The organism is Corynebacterium sp. LK31, assembly GCF_014335015.1.
GTDB classification, from domain to species: Bacteria; Actinomycetota; Actinomycetes; order Mycobacteriales; family Mycobacteriaceae; genus Corynebacterium; species Corynebacterium jeikeium_D.
This window is the reverse complement of the sequence record NZ_PDGW01000021.1, coordinates 19,601-44,925: the sequence shown is the minus strand read 5'-3', so window position 1 is coordinate 44,925 and position 25,325 is coordinate 19,601. Positions and strand designations below refer to the sequence as shown.

Here is a 25,325-nt window from a genome sequence, read left to right as displayed (position 1 = left end):
GTGCTTGTAAGGGGAATAGTTAATGAGCCGGAAGTCCTGGCAAGACACACCCATCGCTGCGGCAGCTCAACGGGCAGCGCAAGTTAAGGCCCCGAACCGTTTATCGCTTCCACGCCCCGAACGCCCGCGCCGTATTACTATCGCCAACCAGAAGGGTGGCGTGGGCAAGACCACTTCGGCAGTCAACATCGCGTCGGCGCTCGCGCGGCATGGTCTCAAGGTGCTAGTCATCGATAATGACCCGCAGGGAAATGCTTCTACGGCCCTGGGGATTGAGCATGTTTCCGGGACCCCGTCGACGTATGAGCTTCTAATTGGCGAACTACAGATTGACGATGTCATCCAGCGTTCCCCTGAATCTGAGAATCTCTTTTGTGTGCCAGCGACATTGGACTTGGCGGGCTCCGAGATTGAGCTGGTCTCGCTCCTGAACCGTGAGCGCCGACTTCTCGATGCAGTGTCAGATCAGTACCTGATTGACAACGGCTTTGACTTTCTCATTATTGACTGCCCTCCTTCGCTCGGTCTGTTGACTCTGAATTCGATGACTGCCGCCAACGAGGTTTTGATCCCGATTCAGTGTGAGTTTTACGCCTTGGAGGGTGTGACTCAGCTGATGAATAACGTGCAGATGATTCGTCAGCATCTCAATCCGGAGCTACATATTTCTGCTGTGCTGCTCACTATGTTCGATGGCCGCACCAAGCTTTCGGAAGAAGTTGCCAATGAGGTTCGTAACTACTTCGGTGAGGTTGTGCTACGTAATCTCATCCCTCGATCTGTGAAGGTATCGGAGGCGCCGGGATATTCGCAGACCGTAATTTCCTACGATCCAGGGTCTCGGGGCGCAGTTGCTTATCTTGACGCCGCGAAGGAATTGGCAACGCGTGGCGACTATTCAGCAGTTTCGGGTGGAAGTGCGATTGGGCAAAAACCAGCTTCCTCCCCTACCCCGTCCAATTCCACTGAGACAAATTAAAGCCACTAGGAGTAGTTACCGATGTCGAATCAAAAAAAGGAGAACCGCAAGGGAGGGCTCGGTCGCGGTATCGCCGCGCTGATCCCAACTGCTCCGGCGGCTAACCCCTCGGTAGGTGAGAGTGCCGCGGATATTATCTTCGGTCCCCGCCGTACCCAGGGGACGAAGCAGCCTGGAAGTAGCGGAGTTGCCGACGTACTGGGGGCAGCCGCGACGGGATCCGGCACCTCGTTGACTGAAGGGAAAAACGCCGGAAAATCTGCAAAATCCGGCCAGAGCAAACCTCATACCAATGAGGCGCAGAAACGTCACAGTGACAATAAGACTATTGGTAAGTGTAGCGATGTTTCACGTGAAACATCGCCCTCGACGACATCGGGAGTAGCGGACCATAGCGGCGCCAAGCCGACCGATGTTGACACTTCGGCCGCAAACGAGTTTGGCGCGACCTATCGCGAAATCAACTTGAAGCTGATCACGCCGAACCCGAAGCAGCCACGAGAGGTCTTCGATGAGGAGCCCCTAAATGAGCTCGCTCACTCTATTCGTGAGTTCGGTCTATTGCAGCCGATTATCGTACGACCAATCTCTGAGGATAGTCGTGCGGCCGCACTCGAGGCAGCGCGCAAGGAAGATCCGAACGCGCCGCAACCCGAGTTTGAAATCATCATGGGTGAACGGCGCTGGCGTGCTTCTCAGCGAGCTGGGGTCGACACGATTCCCGCCATCGTTCGCGATACTCCAAACCAGGACATGCTTCGCGATGCCCTACTAGAGAACATCCATCGCGTTCAGCTGAACCCACTCGAAGAGGCCGCTGCGTACCAGCAGCTACTCGAAGAGTTTGGTGTAACTCAGGCAGAGCTGGCGGATCGAATCGGTCGCTCGCGGCCCGTTATTACCAACATGATTCGACTCTTGCAGTTGCCGGTGGAGGTACAGCGACGAGTAGCGGTCGGTGTTCTGTCGGCTGGTCACGCACGTGCCTTGCTTGGAGTTAAGGCAGGTAAGGAAGAACAGCAGCGCCTCGCCGAGCGAATTGTTGCTGAAGGACTATCCGTCCGTGCGACCGAAGAAGCAGTGACATTACTCAATGCCGGCGAGCGACCGAAAAAGCAGCACCGCGAGCCCACTCCGCAGCCGGAGGTCCTTCACAATTGGGCTGACCGCCTGTCCAATTCTTTTGATACGAAGGTGACTGCCCAGATGGGCAAGCGTAAGGGCAAAATCGTTATCGAATTCGGCAACCTCGAGGACTTTGATCGCATCATGTCACTGATGCATCTCGACGAAGAGTAAACCCGGTTACTGTGACTGAAGTATTCATCGAGAAAATTTCGCTGGCCGACATCGAAGGAATCTATCCAGAGACGATGTTAAGCCTGTTTTGGGAACAGGGCATGGAGCATATCCGTACAGCAACTGCCCTACCCCAGTTCTCGACTGAGCCGCGCGAACCTAATTTGGACCCCAGCACGCCAGAAGAGGATGAAGCGCTCAACGGTGATTTAAAGCATTCGGACGGCCAACCCCCTACTCGGCCAGGCGGAGCTAGTGAAAGCCTCTTAAATGGCGATTTAAGCCCTGATTTAGCCGCCCAGGTGCGCTTGGAGAAGGAAGCATGGCTCAATACCGTCTACCTTTCCTGGGGACCGTGCGGATATTCACTACGACGAAAGCCACCGGCATCACTTATCGATGGGAAACTTGAGACCGTCGGCACGCTGCTCTTTGCTCCGCCACGCTTCTGCCCGACGACATTTTCCATGCCTTCCGGACCAATATCGCCGGATGCGATTGCGCTGACGAGTCTGCATTACAACGCTTTAGAGGTTGACGATGACATGCTCCGCGTGCTCATTGTGACCGCTCTGCACAAGCTCGCGCTGCGCGGGATTTCAGCGGTAGAAGCGTTTGGTTGCAGTGGCACGGCGGATTCTATGTCGGCATCCACGCCGTCGTCGCCAACGCCTGACGACGGTACGGAGAATCTAATCGCTGATTTCGAAGCGCAACTCGAAGAAAAGCTGAATCCAAAGCCGTGTATTTCAGATTCGTTGGCGGCGATTAACCATAACGCCGGTGATTTGATTCGTACGCGAACCCTTCTTGACTCCGGGTTTCGGGTGGTGACTCCACATCCGATTCATCCGAAACTCCGTATCGAGTTGGATGCGGAATTGGACTGGGACGAAGAAATCGGCCATGCGTTGGATCTAAGTGCGAAAGAACCCTTTATGCGCTCAAAGCTGTTCAGTCTTTAGCGCTGGGTTTCATTGGTCAGCCGTGTTTAGGCTTTTTCCTCTTCAATCAGCTGCGCAAAGCTGTAAGCGCCGGTCATTGGCTGCTGCTCTTCATCGCCCAGGTACAGACGCTTTACAGCGACAACGATAGATTCGGCAATTACGTCCCGCTGATCTGGGGAAGAAAGAATTGCGACGTCATCCTCGTTGGTCAGGTAACCAACGGCGACTTCCACCGTGGGCATCCTGGTCAGACGGAGGAGATCCCAGGTACGGGCGTGCGAGCGGCAGTCTACCAGGCTCGTACGGGCAACAATCTCTCGCTGGATAAGGCCAGAGAGCTGTTCGCCCAGAATGGAGTTGGAGCCCTTCATCGAGCCAAAGTAAAAGGTCGCAATACCGCTGGCGCGGTTGTTGTGATAGTGGTCAGCCTGCAGGGAGATGAAGACGTCAGCGCCAAATGCGTTGGCCATCTCAGCGCGATCCTCGATGGACGGATTGTCGGTACGAGGACGAGACAGAATAGTCTCTGCACCTGCCGCGACAAGGCGACCCTCAATGCGAGAGGCCAAATCCCAAAGAATCTCTTCTTCAGAAATCTGACCGTAAGGGCCGTCGACCACAATGCCGGGCTCCCCTGCCCCAAGACCTGGATCAATGACAATGCGCTTTCCAGAGAGCTTCGGCCCCATCGTGCGCAGTATTTCCTTCTCGTGGAAGGCGTTTACAGAGCCACCAGTAACCCTCCTGCCCAAGTAGCTGAGCGCCCGGAGAGTAACGGGACCACAGATACCGTCGGGCTCCAGCCCGTAATTGAGCTGGTATTCACGTACAGAGGCATCGGTCTTCGGGCCAAAGTGGCCGTCTACTCGGGCATCGTGGAAGCCGAGTTCCTGCAAGGTAGCTTGGAGAACGCCTACGTCCTCACCGGTCATTTGTGACAGTGGATCGTAGGACAGTACGCGGGTGCCCAGAGTGTACGAGGCTTCTCGCAGTAGGCGCAGGGTGCTGTCGCGGATAATCCCGTCGGCATAGACACCGCGGGACTGTTGGAACGCCAGAAGAGCGTTGCGCATGTCCTCATCAAAGAGGTCATCGTCACCAGACCACTGAGGCGAGTTCTCCTCCGCGGCTGAGCCCTCCCAATTGGGCAGAAGCCCAAGACGAGCCAGGGTAGAACGTACCTCGGCTACACGAGGTGACCTATCGCCCACCTTCAGAAACTCTGGCACGAAAACTCCCTTCCGAACTCCACAATTATGTTTAGGCCGTTGTGGGTCCTCACAACACTTAATCAGTATTACTGGCCAGTGAGCTAAACGAAACTTCAGTTAAGAAATCCCGCGCACTCTCAGAGGATATGGTCAGCAATACCTCTCAAGTTGGCGGCAACCTGGTTCCTTCACGGTATTAAGGAAGACGTAAACCGCCATTTCCAGCAAGATTACCAGGTCGCAGGCGCGAATTGATTGTTACGAGGGCGCGTCGGCTAGCCCGACGGCAGAACCCCAGGACTAACTCTAAATCACAACCACAACTTCAGTCACATCATAATGGGGTGTGTCCAACGAAGGTGGCAGTGGCGAAGTGACGGGTGGGCAGTCGTAACCTCGTATCGGATAAGGAGCAACCCCAAGTTCTTTTAAAGGTGCTTTTCGATGAGCGACGTGATTTCGCCCTTCGGGCGGACTCCGCGAATCTCTTCGACCTTCTTGCCGTCCTTGAATAGGAGCAGGCTTGGGATGGACATAATCTGGAACATGCCAGCCAGTGCACGCTCCTCATCGACGTTGACCTTGGCGATGACGGCCTTGCCATCGAGCTCGGTCGCAACCTCGTCCAAAACGGGAGCAATCTTCTTACACGGGCCACACCACTCTGCCCAGAAATCAACAAGCACCGGCTTATCGGATTCGAGGACATCGGACTTAAAGGTGTTGGCGGTGACGGTTACCGGAGCCATGAAATTCTTCTCCTTAGAATGAGCTCGTTTGAGTTCTTAGTGGTTTTGTTTTGTGGTCTTGATTCTAATTTTTCAACCTAGCTTCTTCAGCCTCGCGTACGGATTTGGCGCTCAAGGCGTCAAAAATTAGGGCTTCCGGTGGTGCGAGTGAAGTACTAAATTGTTAATTAATGGTGTTCTTGAGAACGCTGCAAGTGCTCGATGAGTACGGGGCGTACCGGGCTATAACACGTCCCGCTGCACCCTGATTGAGCTACAGCTAACAACAATTGGGCTTACCGACTATCGGATATTCCCCATAGTTGGATATCTGCAATCGTAGGGCTTATCCAACAATTGCGATACCCCAACTATTAGGTGTTTATCCAGCTAGTGCGACTGCCCTGCTGTCATCTACCGAGTAACAGTTTCCAAGTAGTGCTCAGCATCCAGCGCAGCCTTGCAGCCAGAACCAGCGGCGGTAATTGCCTGCTGGTAATGCGAGTCAACAACATCGCCCGCCGCAAAGACGCCCTTGAGAGAGGTCTGGGTGCTCGGAGCGGCTACCTGAATGTAGCCATTCTCATCGCAATCCAGCTGATTGCGAACCATCTGCGAACGTGGCTCGTGGCCAATTGCTACGAACATGGCAGTCACATCCAGGACGGACTTCTCACCAGTGACGGTGTCTTCCAGCTCGAGACCGGTAACCGAACCCTTGTCCTCACCAAGAACCTGGGACACAACCTTGTTCGTCGCAAAGCGAATCTTGTCATTGTTCTGCGCGCGCTCGACCATGATCTTCGACGCACGGAACTCATCGCGGCGATGGACAATCGTCACCGAGCGGGCGAACTTGGTAAGGAAGGTTGCCTCTTCCATTGCGGAGTCACCGCCGCCGATGACGGCGATATCGTGGTCGCGGAAGAAGAAACCATCACAGGTGGCACAGGCGCTGACACCATGACCAAGCAGCGCCTGCTCACCCGGAGCACCGACATAACGCGGAGCGGCACCGGTTGCCAGGATGACAGCGTGAGCCTTGTGCTCTTCTTCGCCAACCCAGACAGACTTGATATCGCCGGTGAGATCCATGCGATCGACAATCTCCATGCGCAGGTCAGCGCCGAAGCGCTCTGCCTGTGCGCGCATCTGATCCATCAGCTCTGGGCCCATGATGCCCTCGGAGAAACCTGGGTAGTTCTCCACATCGGTAGTCGTCATAAGCAGGCCGCCAAACTCGATGCCCTCGAACACCACAGGCTTCAGGTCGGCACGGGCTGCGTAGGTGGCAGCCGTGTAACCGGCGGGACCGGAACCGACGATGATCAGGTCGTGAACGATATCGCTCATGAAGACTCCTATAATTTTTATCTCTCACATCACATGGCGCACAGTGATGCTCAGTAGTAAGCAAATTTTTCAGCTCCGGGAAAGAAATTACCGGAACCAGCCACCTCAACCAACGTGAGGTTAGCCATCTCTATTCCCCCAGCCTCTCCCCTGCTCCGCAGTTGTTAGGCCACCTGCACTTCTTCCAATTGTCGCCGAAGCGTACGACGCGCCCGCGCCCGCCGAGACTTCAACGTCCCGCTCGGCTGCCCAATACTGCGAGAGGTCTCCTGCAGCGAATATCCAAAGATGTCCAAGTACAGCAGGGCATCCCGTTGATCCGTTGGCAGCTGCTCCAATGCGGCGGCCATAGTCACACGTAGCGGAACATCCGGGCAGGGAATCGGCTGTGAACTCATAAACGTCTCAAAATCCTCCTCCTTATCGCAGAGAGGGATCTCCCCGAAACGACCGCGGTTGTGGTCAATACACGCATTCTTCACGATGCACGTCAGCCACGTCGCCACCGTCGAACGCCCGCGAAAATTCGCCGCCCCCGCAATTGCCCGCGCCAGCCCCTCCTGTACCCCATCCAAGGGATCGAAATCATCCCGACGATAGCGCCGCGCCATCGCTACCAACTGCGGATAATAACGCCGTGCCAACACCGCGAACGCGCGACGATCCCCCGCCAGGTGCGCCTTCAATAATTCACGATCGACCTCGTCCGCAGATGCATGCTTTTGCATACCGACGACGCCACAATCCCCCAGTCGCCGACCCATGCGGGCCTTACGGTGACTGTCCCCAATTCGATTTCTTCCCCCAAAGTTCATGGCTCCTATGCAAACACGAAACCCGCGCTCTCCGCTTGGCAAAACTGCCGTGGAGACCGCGGGCTGTGGATGAATTTCAAAACGTCCCAGTAGCTGTGGATAACTTGGGACAACTTGAACTGTTGCCACCTAAGGCAAGCTCAGAGCGTTATTCCGTACCACGCACCTGAATGTCGCCAATAGCAACTGGCAGCAACGAATCCGGAGATTGCTCAGCCAGATTGCGGTCGCCGACAAGTGGGTTGTCCGCATCGGAATTCTGCGACTCAGCATCTGTATCAGCATCTGTATCAGCGTCAGTGTCTGAGTCGCTGTCGGCTACCGCTTCCGCAGCCGTCGGCAAGCCGGAGATCCAGACAACAAGGTTCTTCCACTCAGTGTCGCGGCTATCGATTTCGATGGTCGTCGTACCTGAGGTGGCAGTAGCGCTTCCGAGAACCGTTGTGTCATCCAAGTTCGTCGAGTCAGCATCTCGTAGGCCGCGAACTTCAATGTGTGCGCCCGGGGTCGCCGCGACCTTAAGCTCTCGAATGGTTGCCGGTTCATCGAGAGTGACCCGAATACCAACGCCAGGTTTGAAGTCCTCTGGGCGATTGCCGAACTGGCTGAGGTAAGTAGAAGTTACCCAGAAGCTTTCCTCGTCATTATCGATGGTCAGCTCAGCCATGTCCGGATTGTCCGGACCTGCTGCAGGGTTGTCGGTGTCGGCTTGCCACTCGCTAGCGTCGGCAAGCGAGAGCGTCGTGACCGGAGCCGGACCGCGTCGTACGGACTCGGAGTTAATCGGTGCGTCCGAGGAACGGTTAACCAGACCAAAGATGCCCGCGGCGACGAGTGCACCGACAATGACTACGCCGACAACGACTGCGCCGGTGCTGAATGCGCGGGTGCGATTCTTGGTGTGATGAGCGTTTGATTGGGCTGCACCGCCGGCATCGACGGATTCGCGCGCACCGGTGTCGGGGTCGATTGCGAGAAACTCCGAAGAATCGGGGCCCAGCGCTGCGGCGCGCAAGTCCTCGGCGAGCGTGCGAGCTGGCGACTCCTGCCCATTGAAGTCCTCCGGGCGTGTTTGCTTCGCGCGGTCGATAGCAGCAGAAATATCGGAGGGGATGTTCGTCACGCTGTAGAACAGCTCGTCGATGACAGAAAGCAACGCGCTGTAGTCCGAACGTTGCGAGCTATCGGGCAAAACGACGGGGAAAGCGTCGTAGATGTGGCCGTCGCTGCTGATGCGCAATTGTCCAGGCTTGTTTGTCAGGCCAAGGCAGCGCCCAGATTCGTGGGCGTCGGCGATTGTCTCGGCAAGTGATGCTATTGCGAGTGCCAGGGCATCCGGGTGGGCGGCCTGATCGAACCGCTCAATACCGATACTGCTGGTCCAGTCGGCGACGATGAGCACCTCGGTGCGTGTCTTCGCCACACTATGAATGCGGGACATCCCGGTGCCAGCCAGGTCACGCAGCTCATTGGTCGTCGTGGCAATCTTCTGGGCGGCAACCGATGGCGAAGTGTCGTAGTACGGCAGTGCAATCGTGTCGACGAAGACAAGTGCGACATCTGAGTTGTCGGGATCTCCCATATCCATGGCGCGCCACAGGCGCAGACCTGGGTAGGTCGCGACTTCAGAACGCAGACGGAAACGACCACCTGAGACCATCTCGCCGGGTACATAGCGGGTCGGGCGAGAACCCTGCGTCGGCATCGGCGGCAACAGCGGCGAAGCGGTGAAGCCCTCGTTTGCCAGACCCGTGGCCTCGCCAATCAGGTTCGACGGGGCAATCGAGAAAGCATCAGCGGCGAAGCCACGTTCGCGCTCCATATCCTCACGGTCGGCGACGGCATTGTCGGCTGCATGAGGCTGCGGAGCAAAGCGACGTAGACCCGGAATGCGGCCGAGGAAGCCACCCAGAACGCGGACCTCTTCCAATGGAGCCTGAGCGAGCACCAGGCCGGTACCGATGAGGAAGACCACGCCGGTGACGATGGTCTGCAGTAGCACACCGAAGGAACCGAAGAAATCGAACAGCACAAGGTCGGTCAATGCGAATGCGCCCCAAGCAACGGCGACACCGACAAGCGACGCCCCCAGTGCCCACAGCACGGTGTGGACGGTCGCCTTACTGTCCAAGTGTCCGAGAGTGCGGCGCAAGAGCAAGAAGCCAATTATTGCGCCGGCGACGAAACCGAAACCGTTGGCGGCACCGAGCAACACGACGACGGTCTCATCGTCAGAAGCCAGACGAGGAGCGAAGAACGACAGAATCACCTTGACGGTGGTAATGCCGAGGATGATGAAAGTCGGGGTCCAGGCCTCTTCACGGGCGTAGAAAACACGCAAGTGCAAAAGCACAATGGCGTATGGAATAAGCGAGAACGCCGAGAAGGACAGCGTCCAGCCGAGAATCTCTGCGGTTTCGCGGGGGAACTCCAGATACGCGAAAAGACCGACGGCGATGGGGCGGCCGAATGCGGTGAAGAAGGCAACGATCGGCACCAGCGCAATCATGGTCAGGCGGGTACCGATGGACAGATCTCGGACCACTGCCCCATCGTTGCCGTCGGCTGCATTGCGGGACAGTCGCGGCATGATGGCGGTCAGCAAGGTAACGCCGATGATGCCGTAGGGCACCTGCAACAGCAGCCAAGCCTGCTGGTAAATCGTCGGCGCTGCCTTGGAGGCAGTCGAGGCAATATTGGTGGTGATGAAGTAACCAGCCTGGGAAATTGCCACGTAGGTGATAATCGCGACACCCATGCCGGTGAACTGTTTGATGCGGTCGTCGATACCCCACAGCGGACGCAAATCAATGCCCGCGCGCTTGAGGTAGGGAATCATGATGGCTGCCTGAATGACGACACCCAGGGTGGTACCAAGACCCAAAAGCAGGATGTGCGGATCGGAGAGTGAACCGTCCGAATCCGGACTCAACTGGCCGGGCAGGAACAGATATAGCAAGAGCGTGGCAATGGCCACGACGTTGTTAGCGACAGGTGCCCACGCACCGGGTTTAAAGATTCCCTTGGTGTTTAGCACCGCCATGAGCAGCGCAAATATGCCGTAGAAGATAATCTGCGGCAATAGTAAGAACGCAAATGACGTTGCCAGCGGAACGTTGACCTTACCGGCCTCGTTAAGGCTCAATCTGGTCAACAGTGGCGCACCTATCACCGCCAGCACCGTCACCACTGCCAACAGCGTCATAGAGACAGTCAAGAGACGTCTAATGAAGGCGGCACCGTGATCTGGATCCTCCTTCTCCGCGCGCACCAACACTGGCACCACCAGAGAAGTCAGCACTGCGCCGAGGACGATTTCCGTAATCAGGTTCGGCAGTGTGTTGGCGACGTTGAAGGCTGAAGCCACAGCCGGACCCAGCGTCGCGCCGATGAGCAGGTTTCGCAAAAAACCCGTAATGCGCGAAATCAGGGTAGCGATTGCCATCGAGCCCGTGGAGGCGACGATGTCCGAGTTCGACTGTCCCTGATTTGCGTCCGCCGTCGAGCCTGCGGAGGAATCGCTGGAAGCGGTTGCTGTCGCAGTTGCCGCCTTTGCTGGCGATGGTGATGCCGATTCCGTCATCGCGTCAGCGGCGGTATCGGCATTTGCCTTATGGCCGGATACGCGAGTTAGGTCCGGGGCCGCTTCGGCCGGCTGAGATTCAGCCGTTGGCCGCGCCGCCGGAACTGGGGCCGGTGGCGCGGGGCGACGAATGCGGCCTCGAAGTCCAGATTTATGCGCGTCTGAGTCAGTCACATGTCCTATTGTTGCTTAAAAGGGGGTCTATTTCCGAAAGTACTGAGACCGTTTTGCGGCAAAAAACCCACCAACAGTGACGATGACGAGGGTCACGATAGCCAAAACCCCAACCGAAGCGCCCGATTGCACGGAAATACTCACTGATCGAGAAATCGGCGTGCCGCCAGGTGATTCGAGCCACAGCAACAGGTTGTGGGAGTTGTCTCCACTATCCCGTGGCCGGTCTCCCTCTGGAGCATTGGTCGCCGGAGTGGATTCTGCATCATCACCCGACTTCGGAGTGAACTGAACAGTCACCGACCCCTTGGCGGGGATGGCGGCCTCATACTTCTCCTCCAACACCGAATCTCCAGCGCCGACGCGCACGAACGCGGGAACCGGCAGCGGCAGGCCATTACGAGCCAGCACCGCAATCGGCGACAGCTGCGTTGCGCGGGTGTAGACACCGCCGGGAGCTACCAACGTCACCGAATTGCGCAGGCGTCGATTCATAATCAGTGCCTGGTCGCTGAGTTCTTCGCTCCGCCGCTGCACGTCAGTTGACTGCAGCTGATTTCGCCGGCCGAGAGTTGTAAACGAGCGCAGCAAGTCGTGCCGCAGGGGACGGGTGAATTCATACCGCGTCAGCGCGACATTGGGATCGTTGGACATGATTGTGGTCAGGTCGGTGATCTCGCGGGAGGCCGTCTGAGCCTTCTCCACGAGCGTCTCACTCACTGGCGCGGGATCGGCAAGCTTGTCAATTGGAGTAACCGAGCCCGCATCCAGGTCGTGAGCTGAAGCGGTGATGGAGTCCATCAGCGGAGTCAGCTCAGCCAGGTTATCGTCCACGGCTTTCCTGACCGCAGCCATGAAATCTTCAGCGTCGCTAGCGCGTGGATCCCAACCGGACGGCGGTGCTGCCACCACAGCCGCGCGAGGGTCATCCGAATCAGTCAATGATTGGAACAGAGTGCCAATCGCTGTCTGCATCCGTGCAGCTTCGGAGTCGATTCGGAAATCGTAGCGTCCGAGCAGATTCGAATACGCCACAGTCTGGGGAGACCGTCCTGTTGCAGCCAGAGAGGTTGTCAGTGCCCCAGGGAGGGCGAAGGCGCGGCTACCGTCGGCAAGCACGCCACTATGGCCGGGGCGCAGTGTCTGACCATCGGCGGTGACGGCGGTGTTGTCTGCGACTAACACGGTGGTGTCGTGCGCGGCTTCGGGTGGAGTGGGCGACGGTGGCATCGCCTCGCCGGTATCTACGCGGTCTTCGAATGCGCGCTCCGGGGCGGTCCCGCTCAGGGCCGTCGCCGCCGAGTACAGCGGGGCGCTTTCCGACGTCACGTATCCCTCGGCCGGCAAATAGAGGCCCGGCAGTGCCTGAACGTCCAAATGCTTGGCGATAGTCTGCCGACCAGCGGCGAGTGCCTCCATCGAAAGCTCGTGATCCCCCACGCGAGCCACGGCGCTGGCATCGGTGCCGCCCCACGGCAGTGACAGTGTGCAGGTGTCCTGTGTGAGATCGTGCAGCCGATTGAGCCAGGCGGCAGCATTGTCACTGGCGGGCATATGCGTGAGATTGGTGTCATCCGCGTTTCCCCAGGAATCCCGCAGTCGCGGAGAGGACTCCACAGGACTTGGGCGGCTGGTGCCAATCCAGTAGTCGCGGGTCATCCTGGAGATTGCGTCGAGGGTCTCCGGGTCGATGGCGATGCAGGTTGATTCCCGCAACCTCTGCCCATCCGGGCCGGCAAAGCCCTTTTCCAACGAGGTGAGCAAACCGTCGAGGCGGCCACCGCGTTCGAGAGACTCGGCCAAAGAATTGTCGGTGAGGATGAGATTCGGCGACGAGGGTGCGTCACCGGTCTCACCGCCGACCAGTGGCACTGGCTGGCTGATGGGCCAAATCAGCGAAAACGGCACTGGGTCGCGGCGGGTGGGCGCATCGGAATTGTCGGTCTCATCGTTGTCGTTCTGATCACCGGCAGGCGGTTCCGGCTCATCACCTTCCGCTTGCGGATCCGTCACCGGAAGCAGTGCGCGTGTTTCCGCCAGCAGGCGGTCGATGTCATCTGCCGGTTGCCCGTTAGCATTGATGAGCAGCGGAAACGTGCCGGCTTCCGTGATGTCGAGTCCTTCTGGAGCCGGTGCGGAGATAGGAACACTTAGCGTAACCTCACGCTTCTCCCCCGCTTTCAGCTCGATGGGGGCACTGAAGGTCCCAGCCACATCAAACACCGATTCAGGCTCAGCGAGAATCGTCCGCGCATCTGCAGAGGAAGCCAGTGCGCCGGCCCGCTGTGGGCGCAGCGCAACATTGCTGATATCCGCATCGGAGGTGTTGTGCACCTGCACCTTGATGGTCAGCGTCGAATGTAGAGCCGCGACATGCGGAGTGAAGCTGGTTATCGAAAGCCGAAGGGGGCCCTGTTCACCGACACGATTGGTGCCACTGCCCCACAACTGCTCATCTTGCGCAAAAGCTGGGGGCGCAACGGTCGTCGGCAAGCACAGTATGAGCGCTGCGGTGGCGGCCGTGACTTTACGAACAACATTTCTTGGCAACTGCAACCTGAACATGCGCAATCACCTCGGCGTCTGCCGGCCTGCTCGCTTTTCCGCGCGGGCGAGATCGGGCAGCAGATTGTGCGCGCGCCGGGCCAGTTTGCGTTCGTCAGCGTAGGCCAACCGTTCCACCAGGGTATCCACAGGAACCCACATGACTTGGGTGACCTCGGGGTCTTCGTCGTTCAGATCGCCATCGACGTAGCGCAGAAGGTGATGGTGCACGGTCTTGTGAATTCGCGTGCCATCGGAGACAAACCAGTAGTCAATCACACCGAGCTCTTCGATGACCTCGCCGCGAATGCCCGTTTCTTCCCACACCTCACGTTCGGCGGTGGAATCGAAAGCTTCGCCGGGTTCGACATGGCCCTTAGGCATCGACCACAGCAGGCGCCCGCGACGATCGTGCCGACCAATGAGCGCGACATAAATCCGTGACAGGTTGACCTTGCCGCCATCTCCGACCGCCTCGGCAAGCCCCGAGACGACCAGTCCGCCCGCCGAAGTCTCAATCGAGGTCTGCATCGGCGCTGCATTTTGCGCGCGCGACGAGTGCGCGCGGCGATTGTTCGTGCGCTTCGTCTGTGCGTGACGACGGCGATTGTTCCTATCCTGACCGTTCTTACGGCCACCGCGGTTGTTCGACTGCTTCGAGGGTCGTGCCGACTTCGGTGATTTGGAATTTTTCTTGGCGCCACCGGAGTTTGGCTTGGCCTTTTGGGGGCCATTGGCACCGGAGCCACTACGTTTTGCAGAATTTCCGCTGGTAGTAGCGTTGCTCGTGTTGGTGGACGAGGAAACGCCACCTCTTCTGCGCGGTCGCCGACGACGTCGACGGCTCTTCGCCGCCGAGTTGTCATTGCGTACCACGTTGTTCATTCCACTTAGACTACCGGGTTTATAGGTATAAGCGGGTATTGTGTCGGTCGTGACACAATCGACTCCTTCAACGACAAATGGTGACCAGCCCGGGGGGACTACACCTCCCGGTGCTACTCCGGCGGCTGCTGACGCGGACCCAAAGGTGCGCAGGACGGCAATGCTGGCAGTGGCGGATCAGGCGATCGCCAAGGAGTCTGAGATCCTCGATTCGCTGGCAGCTGCGTTTAGTGCAGCCGGCCATCGCCTGTACCTCGTGGGCGGTTCTGTGCGCGATGCTCTCTTAGGGCGACTGGGCGTGGATCTCGATTTCACCACCGACGCGCGCCCGGAAGTGACGCGCGCGATCCTCGATGACTGGGCGGATATTGTCTGGGATACCGGCATTGAATTCGGCACACTCTCCGCGGAACGGCATGGCCGTCAGGTGGAGATCACCACATTCCGTGCGGATACGTATGACCAGGTCAGCCGCAATCCGGAGGTCACTTTCGGTGACACGCTGGAGGGCGATCTAATTCGCCGTGACTTCCGCTGTAACGCCATCGCCGTGGAGCTCCATGGTGACGGCACCCGCACCTTCCTCGACCCGCTCGGAGGTTTCGAGGATCTTGTCGCGGGTGTGTTGGACACCCCGGGGGCGCCGGAGGTCAGTTTTGGCGACGACCCCCTGCGGATGCTGCGTGCCTGCCGCTTCGCATCCCAGCTGGGGTTCGACGTGGCACCGCGTGTGCTCAAGGCGTTGAAGGAAATGTCCAGCGAAATTGACCGCATCACGGTCGAGCGCATCTCCACCGAGCTGAACAAGCTCATCCTGGGTGCGGACCCAAGCCGAGGTATCGACCTGATGGTGGAATCGGGGTTGGCCGACCGCGTGCTGCCGGAGATCTCCGACATGCGCATGACGCAGGATGAACACCGCCAGCACAAGGATGTCTACCAACACTCTCTGCAGGTCATGCGGCAAGCTATTGACCAGGAAGAACCCGGTGAACCGGACCTCGTACTGCGCTGGGCGGCACTGCTGCACGACTGCGGCAAACCCGCTACCCGTGCCTACAACGAGCAGGGAAACGTCACCTTTTACCAGCACGAAGTTGTCGGCGCGAAGCTGGTGCGACGCCGCCTTCGGAAACTGAAGTTCCCGAAGAAGACCAACCACGAAATCTCGCAGTTGGTCTACCTGCACATGCGCTTCCACGGCTACGGCGAAGGCAAGTGGACGGACTCGGCGGTGCGACGTTATGTCAACGATGCCGGAGATTTGTTGGAACGACTCAACAAAATCGTGCGGGCCGACTGTACGACAAGAAACCGTCGTAAAGCAGCACGCCTCGCACGCGCCTGCGACAGCCTGGAAGCGCGAATCAAGGAGCTCGCTGAGCAGGAGGACCTCGCACGCGTCCGCCCCGACCTGGATGGCAACGAAATCATGGAAATTCTGGACCTGAAGCCCGGCAAGGAAGTCGGACAGGCCTGGAATTACCTGAAAGAGCTGCGATTGGAGTCCGGTCCGTTGGAGCGTGAGGATGCTATCTTGGCGCTGAAGAAATGGTGGTACGAGCAGTCCGGTGAGCAGGCTGAAAGCGAAAGTGAGAGCTAATGGCATCGATTAATCCGGAAAATCTCTACGGCGACCGGCTTTTTACCAGCCTTGAGCGCAACGACCCGGCTGCCGGGATGCTGCTGCTCGCAGCACCCGGCATGCTCTCGCCGGAGTTTTCCCGCTCGGTGATTTTCCTTATTGAGCACGATGAACACGGCACCCTTGGTGTCGATCTCACACAGCGTTCGCAGACGCCGGTGCACAATGTGCTCGAGCCTTGGGCGCCGCTGATGGCCAAGCCGCCGGTGCTCTACGTCGGGGGTCCGGTCAACCAGACACAGCCAATCTGCATTGGTGTGGTGCGAAATGGTGCCACCCTCCCAGAGGAGACCGACAGTATTACCGGTGCCCCGCTGATGGAACGCATCGCTCACAGGTTTGCGCTGGTCAACCTCGGTGCGGAGCCGGAGGGCGTACGCGACCGCATAGATGGCGCACGCATCTTCGCCGGTTACGCAGGCTGGGATCCGGGGCAGCTGGAAGACGAGCTCGAGCGCGGTGACTGGTACGTCGCCCCTGCCCTGCCCTCAGATGTACTCGCGCCTGCTGCCGCGGACATCTGGGGTGATTGCATGCGCCGTCAGCCCTGGCCGCTGCCACTGTATGGCACCTATCCCGTAGATGTACGTGACAACTAGATGAGTGAGCACATCAATACCGAAGGAAACAGGGCTGAAGGAAGTAGCGCCACAGGAAACAGCGACCGCAGCGACATAGCTGCCGGCATCCGGCAGACACTGCCTGTGGGCATGGGCCTCATTCCGCTGGGGCTCGCATTCGGCCTGCTTATTGCACAAACTGGCTTTAGCTGGTGGTGGGCACCCATCTTCTCCTTCGTGGTCTACGCGGGGTCGATGGAATTCCTCGCTGTCGGCCTGGTTATGGCGCATACGGGTCTGCTCGGCTGTGCCGTGACGTCCTTTATGGTCAACTTCCGCCACGTCTTCTATGGGCTGACGTTCCCACGCGACCGGATACAGTCTCGTCTCGGTCGCGCATACTCCACATACGCGCTTACCGACGAGTCGTATGCCATCGTCTCTGCGGCAAATGCGGACGAAAAGATGTCGGGCCACCGACTGCTGACGATTCAGATTCTCTGTCAGTTACTGTGGGTGGGCTCCGGTATTGTCGGGGCTCTAACCGGCGCAGCACTGCCCGAGGGTATCCGCGGTGCCGAGTTCGCACTGGTGGCGCTCTTTACGGTGCTGGCCATGGACGCGTTTGAGACTTCCAAGGATTGGTCACTGCCCCTGTCCGCTATCGTCTGCACGCTGGTGGGCTGGCTGATTAACCCGAACCAGATGCTGGTTATCGGACTGCTGATGTACTTCGGCCTGCTGCTGTTGCGCGTGTGGTCACCGCGGGTGGATCGGGTGATGCGCATGGCGTCGGCAAGCAAGCCGCGTACGACGGAGGGAGAGCGAGCATGACTGCGTTGCCCGATTCCGGCTATGTGCTTGCCGCGCTCTTTGCGATGGGAGCGGTGACAGTTGCGCTGCGTGCGCTGCCGTTTGCGTTCGTGCGCACTCTGAAGGGGTCTCCCCTGTTCGAGTTCCTCGGCACGACCATGCCGGTTGGAGTCATGGTGGCGTTGGTTGCCTACACCGTCTTCGGGCGGCTAGGACTCAGCGGTGAGAGTGGCGACCCCGGCGCTGCCTGGGCCGTGCCCGTAGCGCTGGCCGTCACCGTTGGCCTGCACTGGTGGCGGCGCAACACCGTGATTTCGATTTTTGTAGGCACGGCGCTGTATATGGTCCTCGTGAACCTTGTCGCGTGAGGTGCGCTGTGTGTGGGACGGTGCCAGCGGACCAGTGGCTAGCGGCAGTGGCTAGAACTGTGCCGGTACCTGACCAGTGAAGTCCGGTAGTCCCGGAATCTGGGGCAGCTGCGGGGATTCCGGCAGATTCAGTAGTTCGCCGAGATTTGGGCTCTCGGGCAGGTTCGGGACGCCTGGGATGTCCGGCAGCGATGGAGTGCCCAGCGTGCCGTCGAAGGCATTCTGAACATCGCTGGTGTGAGTTTCCTTCGTGCCGTAGGTGTTAGCAGCGACGCTGAAGTCAGGTCCAATGGATGCCGAGGCGTGAACGCTCTGGCGGTCATCGGACCAACCCCACTTTGTGCCAATAACACCCGGCAGCGTGGCGGTGCCGTAATCCTGACGGTAGTCATCCGCTGCCACAGGTGACGCGGTGCTCATAGCAACCAGAACCGGGTCAGAAGTGTTCTCACGCTTCTTGGCCTCCAGGAACTTCACAGTGTCCGCGCTGGACGTAGTTGAATTTCCCCAGTGACCTGCATCGTGGGTGTTGCTGAGGCCGTATTCACGCGCAGTGGCGTTGATGGAATCCGGGTAACGGCCATAGAGCTCACTGGCGATATTGTCATCGGAGTAGCGAATCATCTCTGTGGCCTTCGCCTTGTCCGCTTCTGTGCCATGTTTGAAGACGTAGTCCGCAATGTAGAGCTTGACAATCGAAAGCCCCGGACGAGCTTCATTCTCGTTCGCCGTACCGTAGTGCGTGCCACTTGGGGTGTGGGTAAAGCTGATCTGGGTTCGCCCCGGAGCATCAATAGTGCCCTGCGGAGTCAGTTTTGGCTGCGGAGCCGCAGCGACGTTTCCAGCTGCCAGCGGAAGGCTGGTGACAGCGATGACACCGGTAAGACCCATGCGAATCGCGCGGGAAGGCCGTGGAGTAAGACGATGACGAGCGTTCATAACAAAAAACCAATCTACACGCGCAGGTGGCCGACGCGCTGCCAAGCTGGATCGTAAGCGGTGTCGACAACGTGCTCTCCGTCGGTCCACGTCTGCGCAACAGCTCGCAGACCCGCCTCCGCATCAGATGCCGGGTCAATAAAGAAGTGCAGCAGAGCCATACCGTCGGACTGCTCAGTTGCGACAAAAATACCCTTGTCCTCAGCGATGGCTTCAGCGGCAGCGGTATTGAACTCGGAGAGGGATTCCTTCGACTCGTCCGTCGGCAAGCCCTTGTCGTCAATGTGAGCGAGCATGAGCTGAATCAGCACATGCTGCGTCATAGTCGGGCTCACCAGCTGCGTAATCGGAGCGCGAGTAGCGACGACGAGCGGCTGGCCGTTGGCTTCGGCATCAATGGTGAGCCACTCCGGGCACTCTTCCGCGAGCTGCTCGACGACACCGCCCAGCTCCGGTAGCGGGATAGCATCTTCCGGCTCCTCGCCAGCGAAGGCGAAACCGCGCAGCCACAGGCCGAAGTCCTCCTCTCCCAGAGCCAGCTGCAGCAGTGTGAAACCTAGCTGAGCTACCAAGCGCTCACCGTCCTCCAACTGAGCAATTGCCGGGAACAGCGGGTGGAATAGGCGAACGTCCACTGCCCCATGACCACTGCTAACAGCCACGCGGGCGTCTGCCGGATCGACCTCGGCGGGAGCATCGGCCTCGAGAGCACCCTGTGCAACCAACGTAGCTGCGACATCCCCCAGCGACAGCTTCATCGCCGGATCCGCCTGGCGGAGGTCGGTGAAAGACCACACCGCGCCGTCGTCAGGCGCGGCCTCCAGCCAACGGCGAGCGACCGGGCGCAGCTCCGGATCGCCGGCAGCGCTCACAGTCAGAAGATGGCGAGAATACGGAGCGCCAGCCTCAAACCCCCAGATGAGCCGGTCATTAATAGCGGCGATGCGGCCGCCGACCTCCTTCTGGACATCAATAATGTCCACATCGGCGGCGTTCGGGGCACCATCGATACCGAGCTGGACACTAAACATCGAGTCGAGCGCATCGGCGCCAAAAGAGTTCCACCACGACCAGAACTCATTGATCGCGGTCTCTTCTGCGGCGCGCTGTTCCGGGGAGAACGGAGCCGGATTCTCGTTAGCCATGCTGAATCTCACACTTTCGTTTGCTCGTTTAAAACCGAACCTTATGTTGTGCGCCCCAGTATATGTGCCAAGCCGGATTCGCCCCTCGGGTCCATGCGCTAGACCGCGTTAAGCGGGTTGTGGCTCCGGCTCAGCTTCTGCTTCCTTGCCCCAGCGAGCGGCGTAGACCGCACAGATCATCAGCTGAATCTGGTGGAAAATCATCAGCGGCAAAATGTAGAGGCTGGCATCGGCACCGAAGATAACGGCAGCCATGGGCAGACCGGTGGCCAGGGACTTCTTCGAACCGCAGAACTGAATCGCAATGCGGTCCTTGCGGTCGAAGCCCATCTTATTTGCGATGAATCCGGACAACCGCAAAACGAATTCCACCAGCACGACCGAAAGCACACACAGGATGACAATGTCCCCTGCCGGCACCTTCGACCAGATGCCCTGCACCATGCCCTCGGAGAAGGCTGCGTAAACGACCATTGCGATGGATAGGCGGTCAACGTTCTTAGTCGTCTTCGCGGCGGCAAACTTCAGGGTCCAACGGCGAGTGAGCTGGCCGATTGCGAATGGCAGCAGCAACTGCAGCGAAATATCCAAGAACACCGACGAATCCACATGAATGCCGCCACCGGTGGCCATCAACAGCATCACCAGCACCGGTGTGACCACAATGCCCAGCAGGTTAGATGCCGAGGCACTGACGATGGCGCCGGCGACATTGCCCTTGGCGATGGACGTGAAGTTCACACTCGACTGCACCGTCGACGGTGCCAGCGTCATGTACAAAATGCCCAGGTAGAGGCCAGGAGAAAGAATCCAATCCAGGGGTTTCATCAGCAGGCCGAGGATTGGGAACAGCACGAATGTGAAAGCCAGAATGGTTATGTGCAGCCGCCAATGCTTAACACCGGCCAACGCATCCTGCGGGCTCAGGCGCGCGCCATAGAGGAAGAACAAGAAGCCAATGGCGATCTTTGTGGCCCAGCTGAAAACCTCAGCGGTAGTGCCGCTTGCAGGAAAAATAATCGCCAGTATCGCTGCAGCAACGATACCGACGATGAGGGGATCTGGACGCCAATTCACAATTCGTTGCCACATGGACAAATAGCTTAGTGGGCAACCAGATGTTGTCTTACTATTTTGCAGAAGCTTTTCTCTGCAATAATTTTTTACTTCTTCTGCTCAGCTGCCTTGCGCAGCGCATCCTTGTCCACAGGCTTGAAAGTGGCATTCGCGGATGAGCCCTTGTCCGTGCACAGTCCTTCCAGGCCACAGGAGCTGCAGCCACCGGAGACACCGCAGTCTGCTGCCGGGTTGTCGGAGCAGCAGGCATCATCAGCCGCAGTGTCGGCGGCATCAGTGGCGGCGGAGTCACAGCCACAGCCGCTGTCACCGTCACCGCACCCACAACCGGAGCCGGACTCGGCGGAGACCTTGGCGTCGTAAAGCGCGATGGTGTGCGAGCCGATAGCCGCACCAATGCCGAGCATGGCGATACCGGCGAGCAGAGCGACGGCGTACCACAGCCACATCCAACCAGAGGCCTCCGGGCGGATGGCGAGGAAGCCGAGCATGGTGGCACCGAGGAAAGCGACAGCGGACACAGCCCACGGCGGGCCGGCAACGCGGTGCGTAATATCCCAGTTTTCCTGGGACTTTCGAGCCTCAGGCGCACGAATTCCGATCCAGTTATTACCCGGTAGCTTCGCCGACCATGCCAAACCAGCGACAACGGCTATGCAAACAGCCAGAACCAGGGTAATTACAGGGATGACAATCATGCTTCCAATTTATATAGGTGGTTGAGCACGTGCCAAACGCACCTATTAGACTGTGAGACCATGACCAACAGCGAAAAGTCCTCGTCCTCGGCAGAAGCCACCGACTACCGCTACTCCCCCGAGCTGGCGACTCAGCTAGAGGGAAAGTGGCAGGCGTATTGGAAAGATAACGGCACCTTCTACGCCCCCAACCCGGTGGGCGATTTGGCAGCTGCCGACGGCTCGACTCCGCCGAAGGACAAGCTTTTCGTCCAGGACATGTTCCCGTACCCGTCCGGTGTCGGTCTGCACGTAGGCCACCCGCTGGGATACATCGCCACCGACGTCTTCGCGCGCTTCCACCGCATGCAGGGCGCAAACGTGCTGCACACCCTGGGCTACGACGCCTTCGGTCTGCCGGCGGAGCAGTTCGCAATCCAGACCGGTACGCACCCGCGCGTGACGACGGAAACGAATATCGCCAACATGGAGCGACAGCTGGGCCGCCTGGGACTTGGCCATGACCGCCGCCGTGTTTTCGCGACCACTGACCAGGACTACTACAAGTGGACGCAGTGGATTTTCCTGCAGATTTACAACGCCTGGTTCGATGAGGATCAGAAGAAGGCCCGTCGCATCGATGAGCTGATTCCACTGTTGGAGTCGGGCGAGATGGCTACCAAGGACGGTCGCGTCTACGCTGAGCTCAGCGAGACCGAGCAGCGCGAAGCAGTCGACGAATTCCGTCTGGTTTACCAGTCGAATTCGATGGTCAACTGGTGTCCGGGCCTCGGCACTGTGCTGTCCAACGAAGAAGTGACCGCCGAGGGCCGTTCGGAGCGCGGTAACTTCCCGGTGTTCCGCAAGCGGCTGGGCCAGTGGATGATGCGCATCACCGCATACGCTGACCGCCTGGTCGACGACCTGGAGCTGCTGGACTGGCCGGACAAGGTCAAGTCCATGCAGCGCAACTGGATCGGCCGCTCCCGCGGTGCCGAGGTCGACTTCACAGCCGAGGTCGGCCCGAAGGTCTCCACCAAGATCAGGGTCTTCACCACTCGTCCGGACACTCTCTTCGGAGCCTCTTACATGGTGCTCGCTCCTGAGCGCGAGCTGGTGGATCAGCTGGTTGAAGCCGGCAGCGGTTCCTACGAGGGCGTGGATGAGCGCTGGACCTTCGGCAAGGAAACCCCAGCCGAGGCCGTCGCCGCTTACCGCGCCGCAATTGCCTCCAAGTCCGACCTGGAACGCCAGGAGAACAAGGAAAAGACCGGTGTCTTCCTGGGCGCTTACGCCACCAACCCGGTGAGCGGTGAGCAGGTGCCGGTATTCATTTCCGACTACGTCCTGATTGGCTACGGCACCGGTGCCATCATGGCTGTCCCGGCCCACGATGAGCGCGACTACGAGTTCGCCACTGCCTTCGGTCTGCCAATCCGCGAGGTCGTCGCAGGTGGTGACATTGCAAAGGAGGCGTACGTCGGTAACGGTACGTGCGTGAACTCCGCCAATGATTCCGGCCTGGACATCAATGGCCTGGACAAGGACACCGCCATCGCCACCGTCATTGAGTGGTTGGAGAAGGAAGGTGCGGGTCACGAGAAGGTCCAGTACAAGCTGCGCGACTGGCTGTTCGCCCGCCAGCGCTACTGGGGCGAGCCCTTCCCCATCGTCTACGACGAGGACGGTCACGCCCACGCGCTGCCCGAGTCCATGCTTCCGGTCGAGCTGCCAGAGGTCGAGGACTACAAGCCGGTCACCTTCGACCCGGACGATGCTGACACCGAGCCAAAGGCTCCACTGGACAAGGCCACTGACTGGGTCAATGTCGAGCTCGATCTCGGCGATGGCAAGAAGAAGTACCGCCGTGACACCAATGTCATGCCGAACTGGGCAGGTTCCTCCTGGTACCAGCTGCGTTACATCGACCCGAATAACGCTGAGGAGTTCGTTGACCTGGAAAACGAGCGCTACTGGACCGGCCCTCGCCCGGAGACTCACGGTAAGGACGACCCAGGCGGCGTCGACCTCTACGTCGGTGGCGTCGAGCACGCAGTGCTGCACCTGCTCTACTCCCGCTTCTGGCACAAGGTCCTCTTCGACCTCGGCTACGTGACCTCCAAGGAGCCGTATCGCCGTCTGTTCAACCAGGGCTACATCCAGGCTTACGCATACACCGATGCCCGTGGTGTCTACCAGCCGGCGGATCAGGTTGTTGAGCGCGATGGTAAGTTCCTCATCCCAGGCGGTGCCGAAGACGGCTCTGACCTGGAGGTCTTCCAGGAGTACGGCAAGATGGGCAAGTCCCTGAAGAACGCCGTCTCCCCCGACGAGGTCTGCGACAACTACGGCGCTGACACCCTGCGCGTCTACGAGATGGCCATGGGTCCGCTGGACACCTCCCGCCCGTGGGCGACGAAGGATCTGGTCGGCTCGCAGCGCTTCCTCCAGCGCGCTTGGCGCCTGGTGGTCAATGAGGACTCCGGTGAGCTCGCCGTCACGGACGCAGCGCTTTCCGACGACGACCTCAAGGCGCTCAACCGCACCGTGGAAGGGGTTACCTCTGACTACGCAGAGCTGCGTGACAACACGGCCGTCGCAAAGCTCATTGAGTACGTCAACTACCTGACTAAGACCTACGGTTCGACCGGTGCCCCGCGCGCCGCCGTGGAACCGCTGGCCCTCATGCTTGGCCCTGTGGCACCGCACATCGCGGAGGAACTGTGGAGCCGTCTCGGCCACACCGAGTCCCTGGCACACGGTCCGTGGCCGGCAGTTGACGAAAAGTGGCTGGTCGACGACACCGTTGAGCTGCCAGTTCAGATCAACGGCAAGGTTCGCGCTCGCATTGACGTGGCTACCGATGCTTCCCGCGAGGACATCGAGGCCGCCGCGCGTGCCGACGAAAAGGTTGTCGCAGCTGTGGAGAACGCCGGTGGCAATATCGTGAAGGTCATTGTCGTTCCGGGCAAGATGGTCAATCTAGTTGTGAAGAAGTAGCCGGGAGGCTAATGCCTACAAGAAAGTGTCTGGGTTTATGTCAGTTTGAAGCCTAAAATCGGCTCAAATTTGACATAAACCCAGACACTTTCTCGCTTGAGACTTTCTCGCAAAAGCCTCAAGGGGTGGCTCCGAGGCTGGCCGCCTCTTACCCCTACTTAACGCCCAGAATCAGGACGCCGAATGTGGAGAGCATCCACATCAAAGTGAAGGGCATGAGCACCCAGCACATAGCGAGCCACGCGCGCCAGTTGCGGAAGTTCTTCCACTCCACGTAGGTCTGCCAAAAGCCCAAAAGGCAGCCGACCAGGGAGATTACGCCCGGGACAACGGGGAAAAGGATCTCCCAAGTGCGGGAGCAGAGGAAGCTGGACTTACCCGCATCACAGGTGGGGCCACCGACAATGGCGCCGGCGATGCCAATAATGAGGCCCGCGAGCAGCGTCGTAAGAATCACACCCGCGGTGTAGATGTAGGCGCGCTTGCCGGAATACATCTTGCGCTCAAGCTCGTCGAAGATTTCATCCTCATTGCGCTCTGGTGTACTGCGCTTCGGTGAATTATCCACCATCTGCTCCCCTCG

The 25,325-nt window shown here is 59.0% G+C and carries 20 protein-coding genes; 8 read left to right on the top strand and 12 right to left on the bottom strand.

Going from position 1 to position 25,325, the window contains the following annotated elements:
- Positions 1-22: 22 nt before the first annotated feature.
- The 3 genes from CRD18_RS07625 to CRD18_RS07615 are packed head-to-tail and all read left to right on the top strand — an operon-like array spanning position 23 to position 3,243.
- On the top strand, positions 23-979 hold the full coding sequence (locus tag CRD18_RS07625; RefSeq protein ID WP_048733133.1) for a ParA family protein: 957 nt from the start codon (positions 23-25) through the stop codon (positions 977-979).
- A gap of 21 nt (positions 980-1,000) precedes the next feature.
- Positions 1,001-2,278: a ParB/RepB/Spo0J family partition protein gene (locus tag CRD18_RS07620; protein WP_049170106.1), complete on the top strand. Its 1,278-nt coding sequence runs from the start codon at positions 1,001-1,003 to the stop codon at positions 2,276-2,278.
- An 11-nt stretch (positions 2,279-2,289) separates the two neighbouring features.
- Positions 2,290-3,243, top strand: coding sequence for a hypothetical protein (locus CRD18_RS07615; RefSeq protein WP_049170104.1), 954 nt, complete (start codon positions 2,290-2,292; stop codon positions 3,241-3,243).
- A gap of 26 nt (positions 3,244-3,269) precedes the next feature.
- Here CRD18_RS07615 and CRD18_RS07610 read toward each other — a convergent pair whose 3' ends face one another.
- From CRD18_RS07610 to CRD18_RS07580, 7 genes are all read right to left on the bottom strand, one after another.
- Positions 3,270-4,454: an N-acetylmuramoyl-L-alanine amidase gene (locus CRD18_RS07610; RefSeq protein WP_048733139.1), complete on the bottom strand. Its 1,185-nt coding sequence runs from the start codon at positions 4,452-4,454 to the stop codon at positions 3,270-3,272.
- A 410-nt stretch (positions 4,455-4,864) separates the two neighbouring features.
- Positions 4,865-5,185 carry a thioredoxin gene (gene trxA, locus CRD18_RS07605; protein ID WP_016421730.1) on the bottom strand — a complete coding sequence of 107 codons (321 nt, stop codon included), beginning with the start codon at positions 5,183-5,185 and terminating at the stop codon, positions 4,865-4,867.
- Between the two features lie 393 nt (positions 5,186-5,578).
- Complete coding sequence (gene trxB, locus CRD18_RS07600; protein ID WP_049170102.1) at positions 5,579-6,517, bottom strand: thioredoxin-disulfide reductase; 939 nt, start codon at positions 6,515-6,517, stop codon at positions 5,579-5,581.
- A 164-nt stretch (positions 6,518-6,681) separates the two neighbouring features.
- A complete protein-coding gene (locus CRD18_RS07595) occupies positions 6,682-7,245 on the bottom strand; it encodes a sigma-70 family RNA polymerase sigma factor (RefSeq protein WP_224783764.1) in 564 nt (187 codons plus the stop codon).
- Between the two features lie 235 nt (positions 7,246-7,480).
- A complete protein-coding gene (locus CRD18_RS07590; RefSeq protein ID WP_049170098.1) occupies positions 7,481-11,089 on the bottom strand; it encodes a murein biosynthesis integral membrane protein MurJ in 3,609 nt (1,202 codons plus the stop codon).
- 27 nt (positions 11,090-11,116) lie between these two features.
- Positions 11,117-13,654, bottom strand: coding sequence for a hypothetical protein (locus CRD18_RS07585; protein ID WP_049170095.1), 2,538 nt, complete (start codon positions 13,652-13,654; stop codon positions 11,117-11,119).
- 6 nt (positions 13,655-13,660) lie between these two features.
- Positions 13,661-14,518: an NUDIX domain-containing protein gene (locus tag CRD18_RS07580; RefSeq protein ID WP_172954592.1), complete on the bottom strand. Its 858-nt coding sequence runs from the start codon at positions 14,516-14,518 to the stop codon at positions 13,661-13,663.
- Positions 14,519-14,678: 160 nt separating this feature from the next.
- Here CRD18_RS07580 and CRD18_RS07575 point away from each other — a divergent pair, with 160 nt between their 5' ends.
- From CRD18_RS07575 to CRD18_RS07560, 4 genes are all read left to right on the top strand, one after another.
- Complete coding sequence (locus CRD18_RS07575; protein WP_016421726.1) at positions 14,679-16,121, top strand: CCA tRNA nucleotidyltransferase; 1,443 nt, start codon at positions 14,679-14,681, stop codon at positions 16,119-16,121.
- Positions 16,121-16,762, top strand: a complete 642-nt coding sequence (locus tag CRD18_RS07570) for a YqgE/AlgH family protein (protein ID WP_016421725.1) — start codon at positions 16,121-16,123, stop codon at positions 16,760-16,762. Before CRD18_RS07575 ends, CRD18_RS07570 begins: the two co-directional genes overlap by 1 nt.
- 111 nt (positions 16,763-16,873) lie before the next feature.
- Positions 16,874-17,557, top strand: a complete 684-nt coding sequence (locus CRD18_RS07565; RefSeq protein ID WP_187406621.1) for an AzlC family ABC transporter permease — start codon at positions 16,874-16,876, stop codon at positions 17,555-17,557.
- Positions 17,554-17,904: a branched-chain amino acid transporter permease gene (locus tag CRD18_RS07560; RefSeq protein ID WP_070767131.1), complete on the top strand. Its 351-nt coding sequence runs from the start codon at positions 17,554-17,556 to the stop codon at positions 17,902-17,904. The genes CRD18_RS07565 and CRD18_RS07560 overlap by 4 nt, the downstream gene beginning before the upstream one ends.
- A 51-nt stretch (positions 17,905-17,955) precedes the next feature.
- Here the strand turns inward: CRD18_RS07560 and CRD18_RS07555 are convergent, their stop codons facing one another.
- The 4 genes from CRD18_RS07555 to CRD18_RS07540 form a co-directional block, all read right to left on the bottom strand.
- Positions 17,956-18,843, bottom strand: a complete 888-nt coding sequence (locus tag CRD18_RS07555) for a hypothetical protein (protein WP_049170092.1) — start codon at positions 18,841-18,843, stop codon at positions 17,956-17,958.
- 14 nt (positions 18,844-18,857) lie between these two features.
- Complete coding sequence (locus CRD18_RS07550; RefSeq protein WP_016421714.1) at positions 18,858-19,988, bottom strand: DUF695 domain-containing protein; 1,131 nt, start codon at positions 19,986-19,988, stop codon at positions 18,858-18,860.
- Positions 19,989-20,096: 108 nt separating this feature from the next.
- A complete protein-coding gene (locus CRD18_RS07545; protein ID WP_016421713.1) occupies positions 20,097-21,080 on the bottom strand; it encodes a bile acid:sodium symporter family protein in 984 nt (327 codons plus the stop codon).
- 71 nt (positions 21,081-21,151) lie between these two features.
- Entirely contained in the window at positions 21,152-21,763 is a 612-nt protein-coding gene (locus CRD18_RS07540; protein WP_016421712.1) for an SdpI family protein, read from the bottom strand.
- Between the two features lie 60 nt (positions 21,764-21,823).
- Here CRD18_RS07540 and leuS point away from each other — a divergent pair, with 60 nt between their 5' ends.
- Positions 21,824-24,742, top strand: coding sequence for a leucine--tRNA ligase (leuS, locus tag CRD18_RS07535; RefSeq protein ID WP_070866341.1), 2,919 nt, complete (start codon positions 21,824-21,826; stop codon positions 24,740-24,742).
- A 154-nt stretch (positions 24,743-24,896) separates the two neighbouring features.
- Here the strand turns inward: leuS and CRD18_RS07530 are convergent, their stop codons facing one another.
- The gene (locus CRD18_RS07530; RefSeq protein ID WP_048733161.1) at positions 24,897-25,313 is read right to left on the bottom strand and encodes a hypothetical protein; all 417 of its coding nucleotides are present in this window, start codon (positions 25,311-25,313) and stop codon (positions 24,897-24,899) included.
- Between the last annotated feature and the right edge of the window lie 12 nt (positions 25,314-25,325).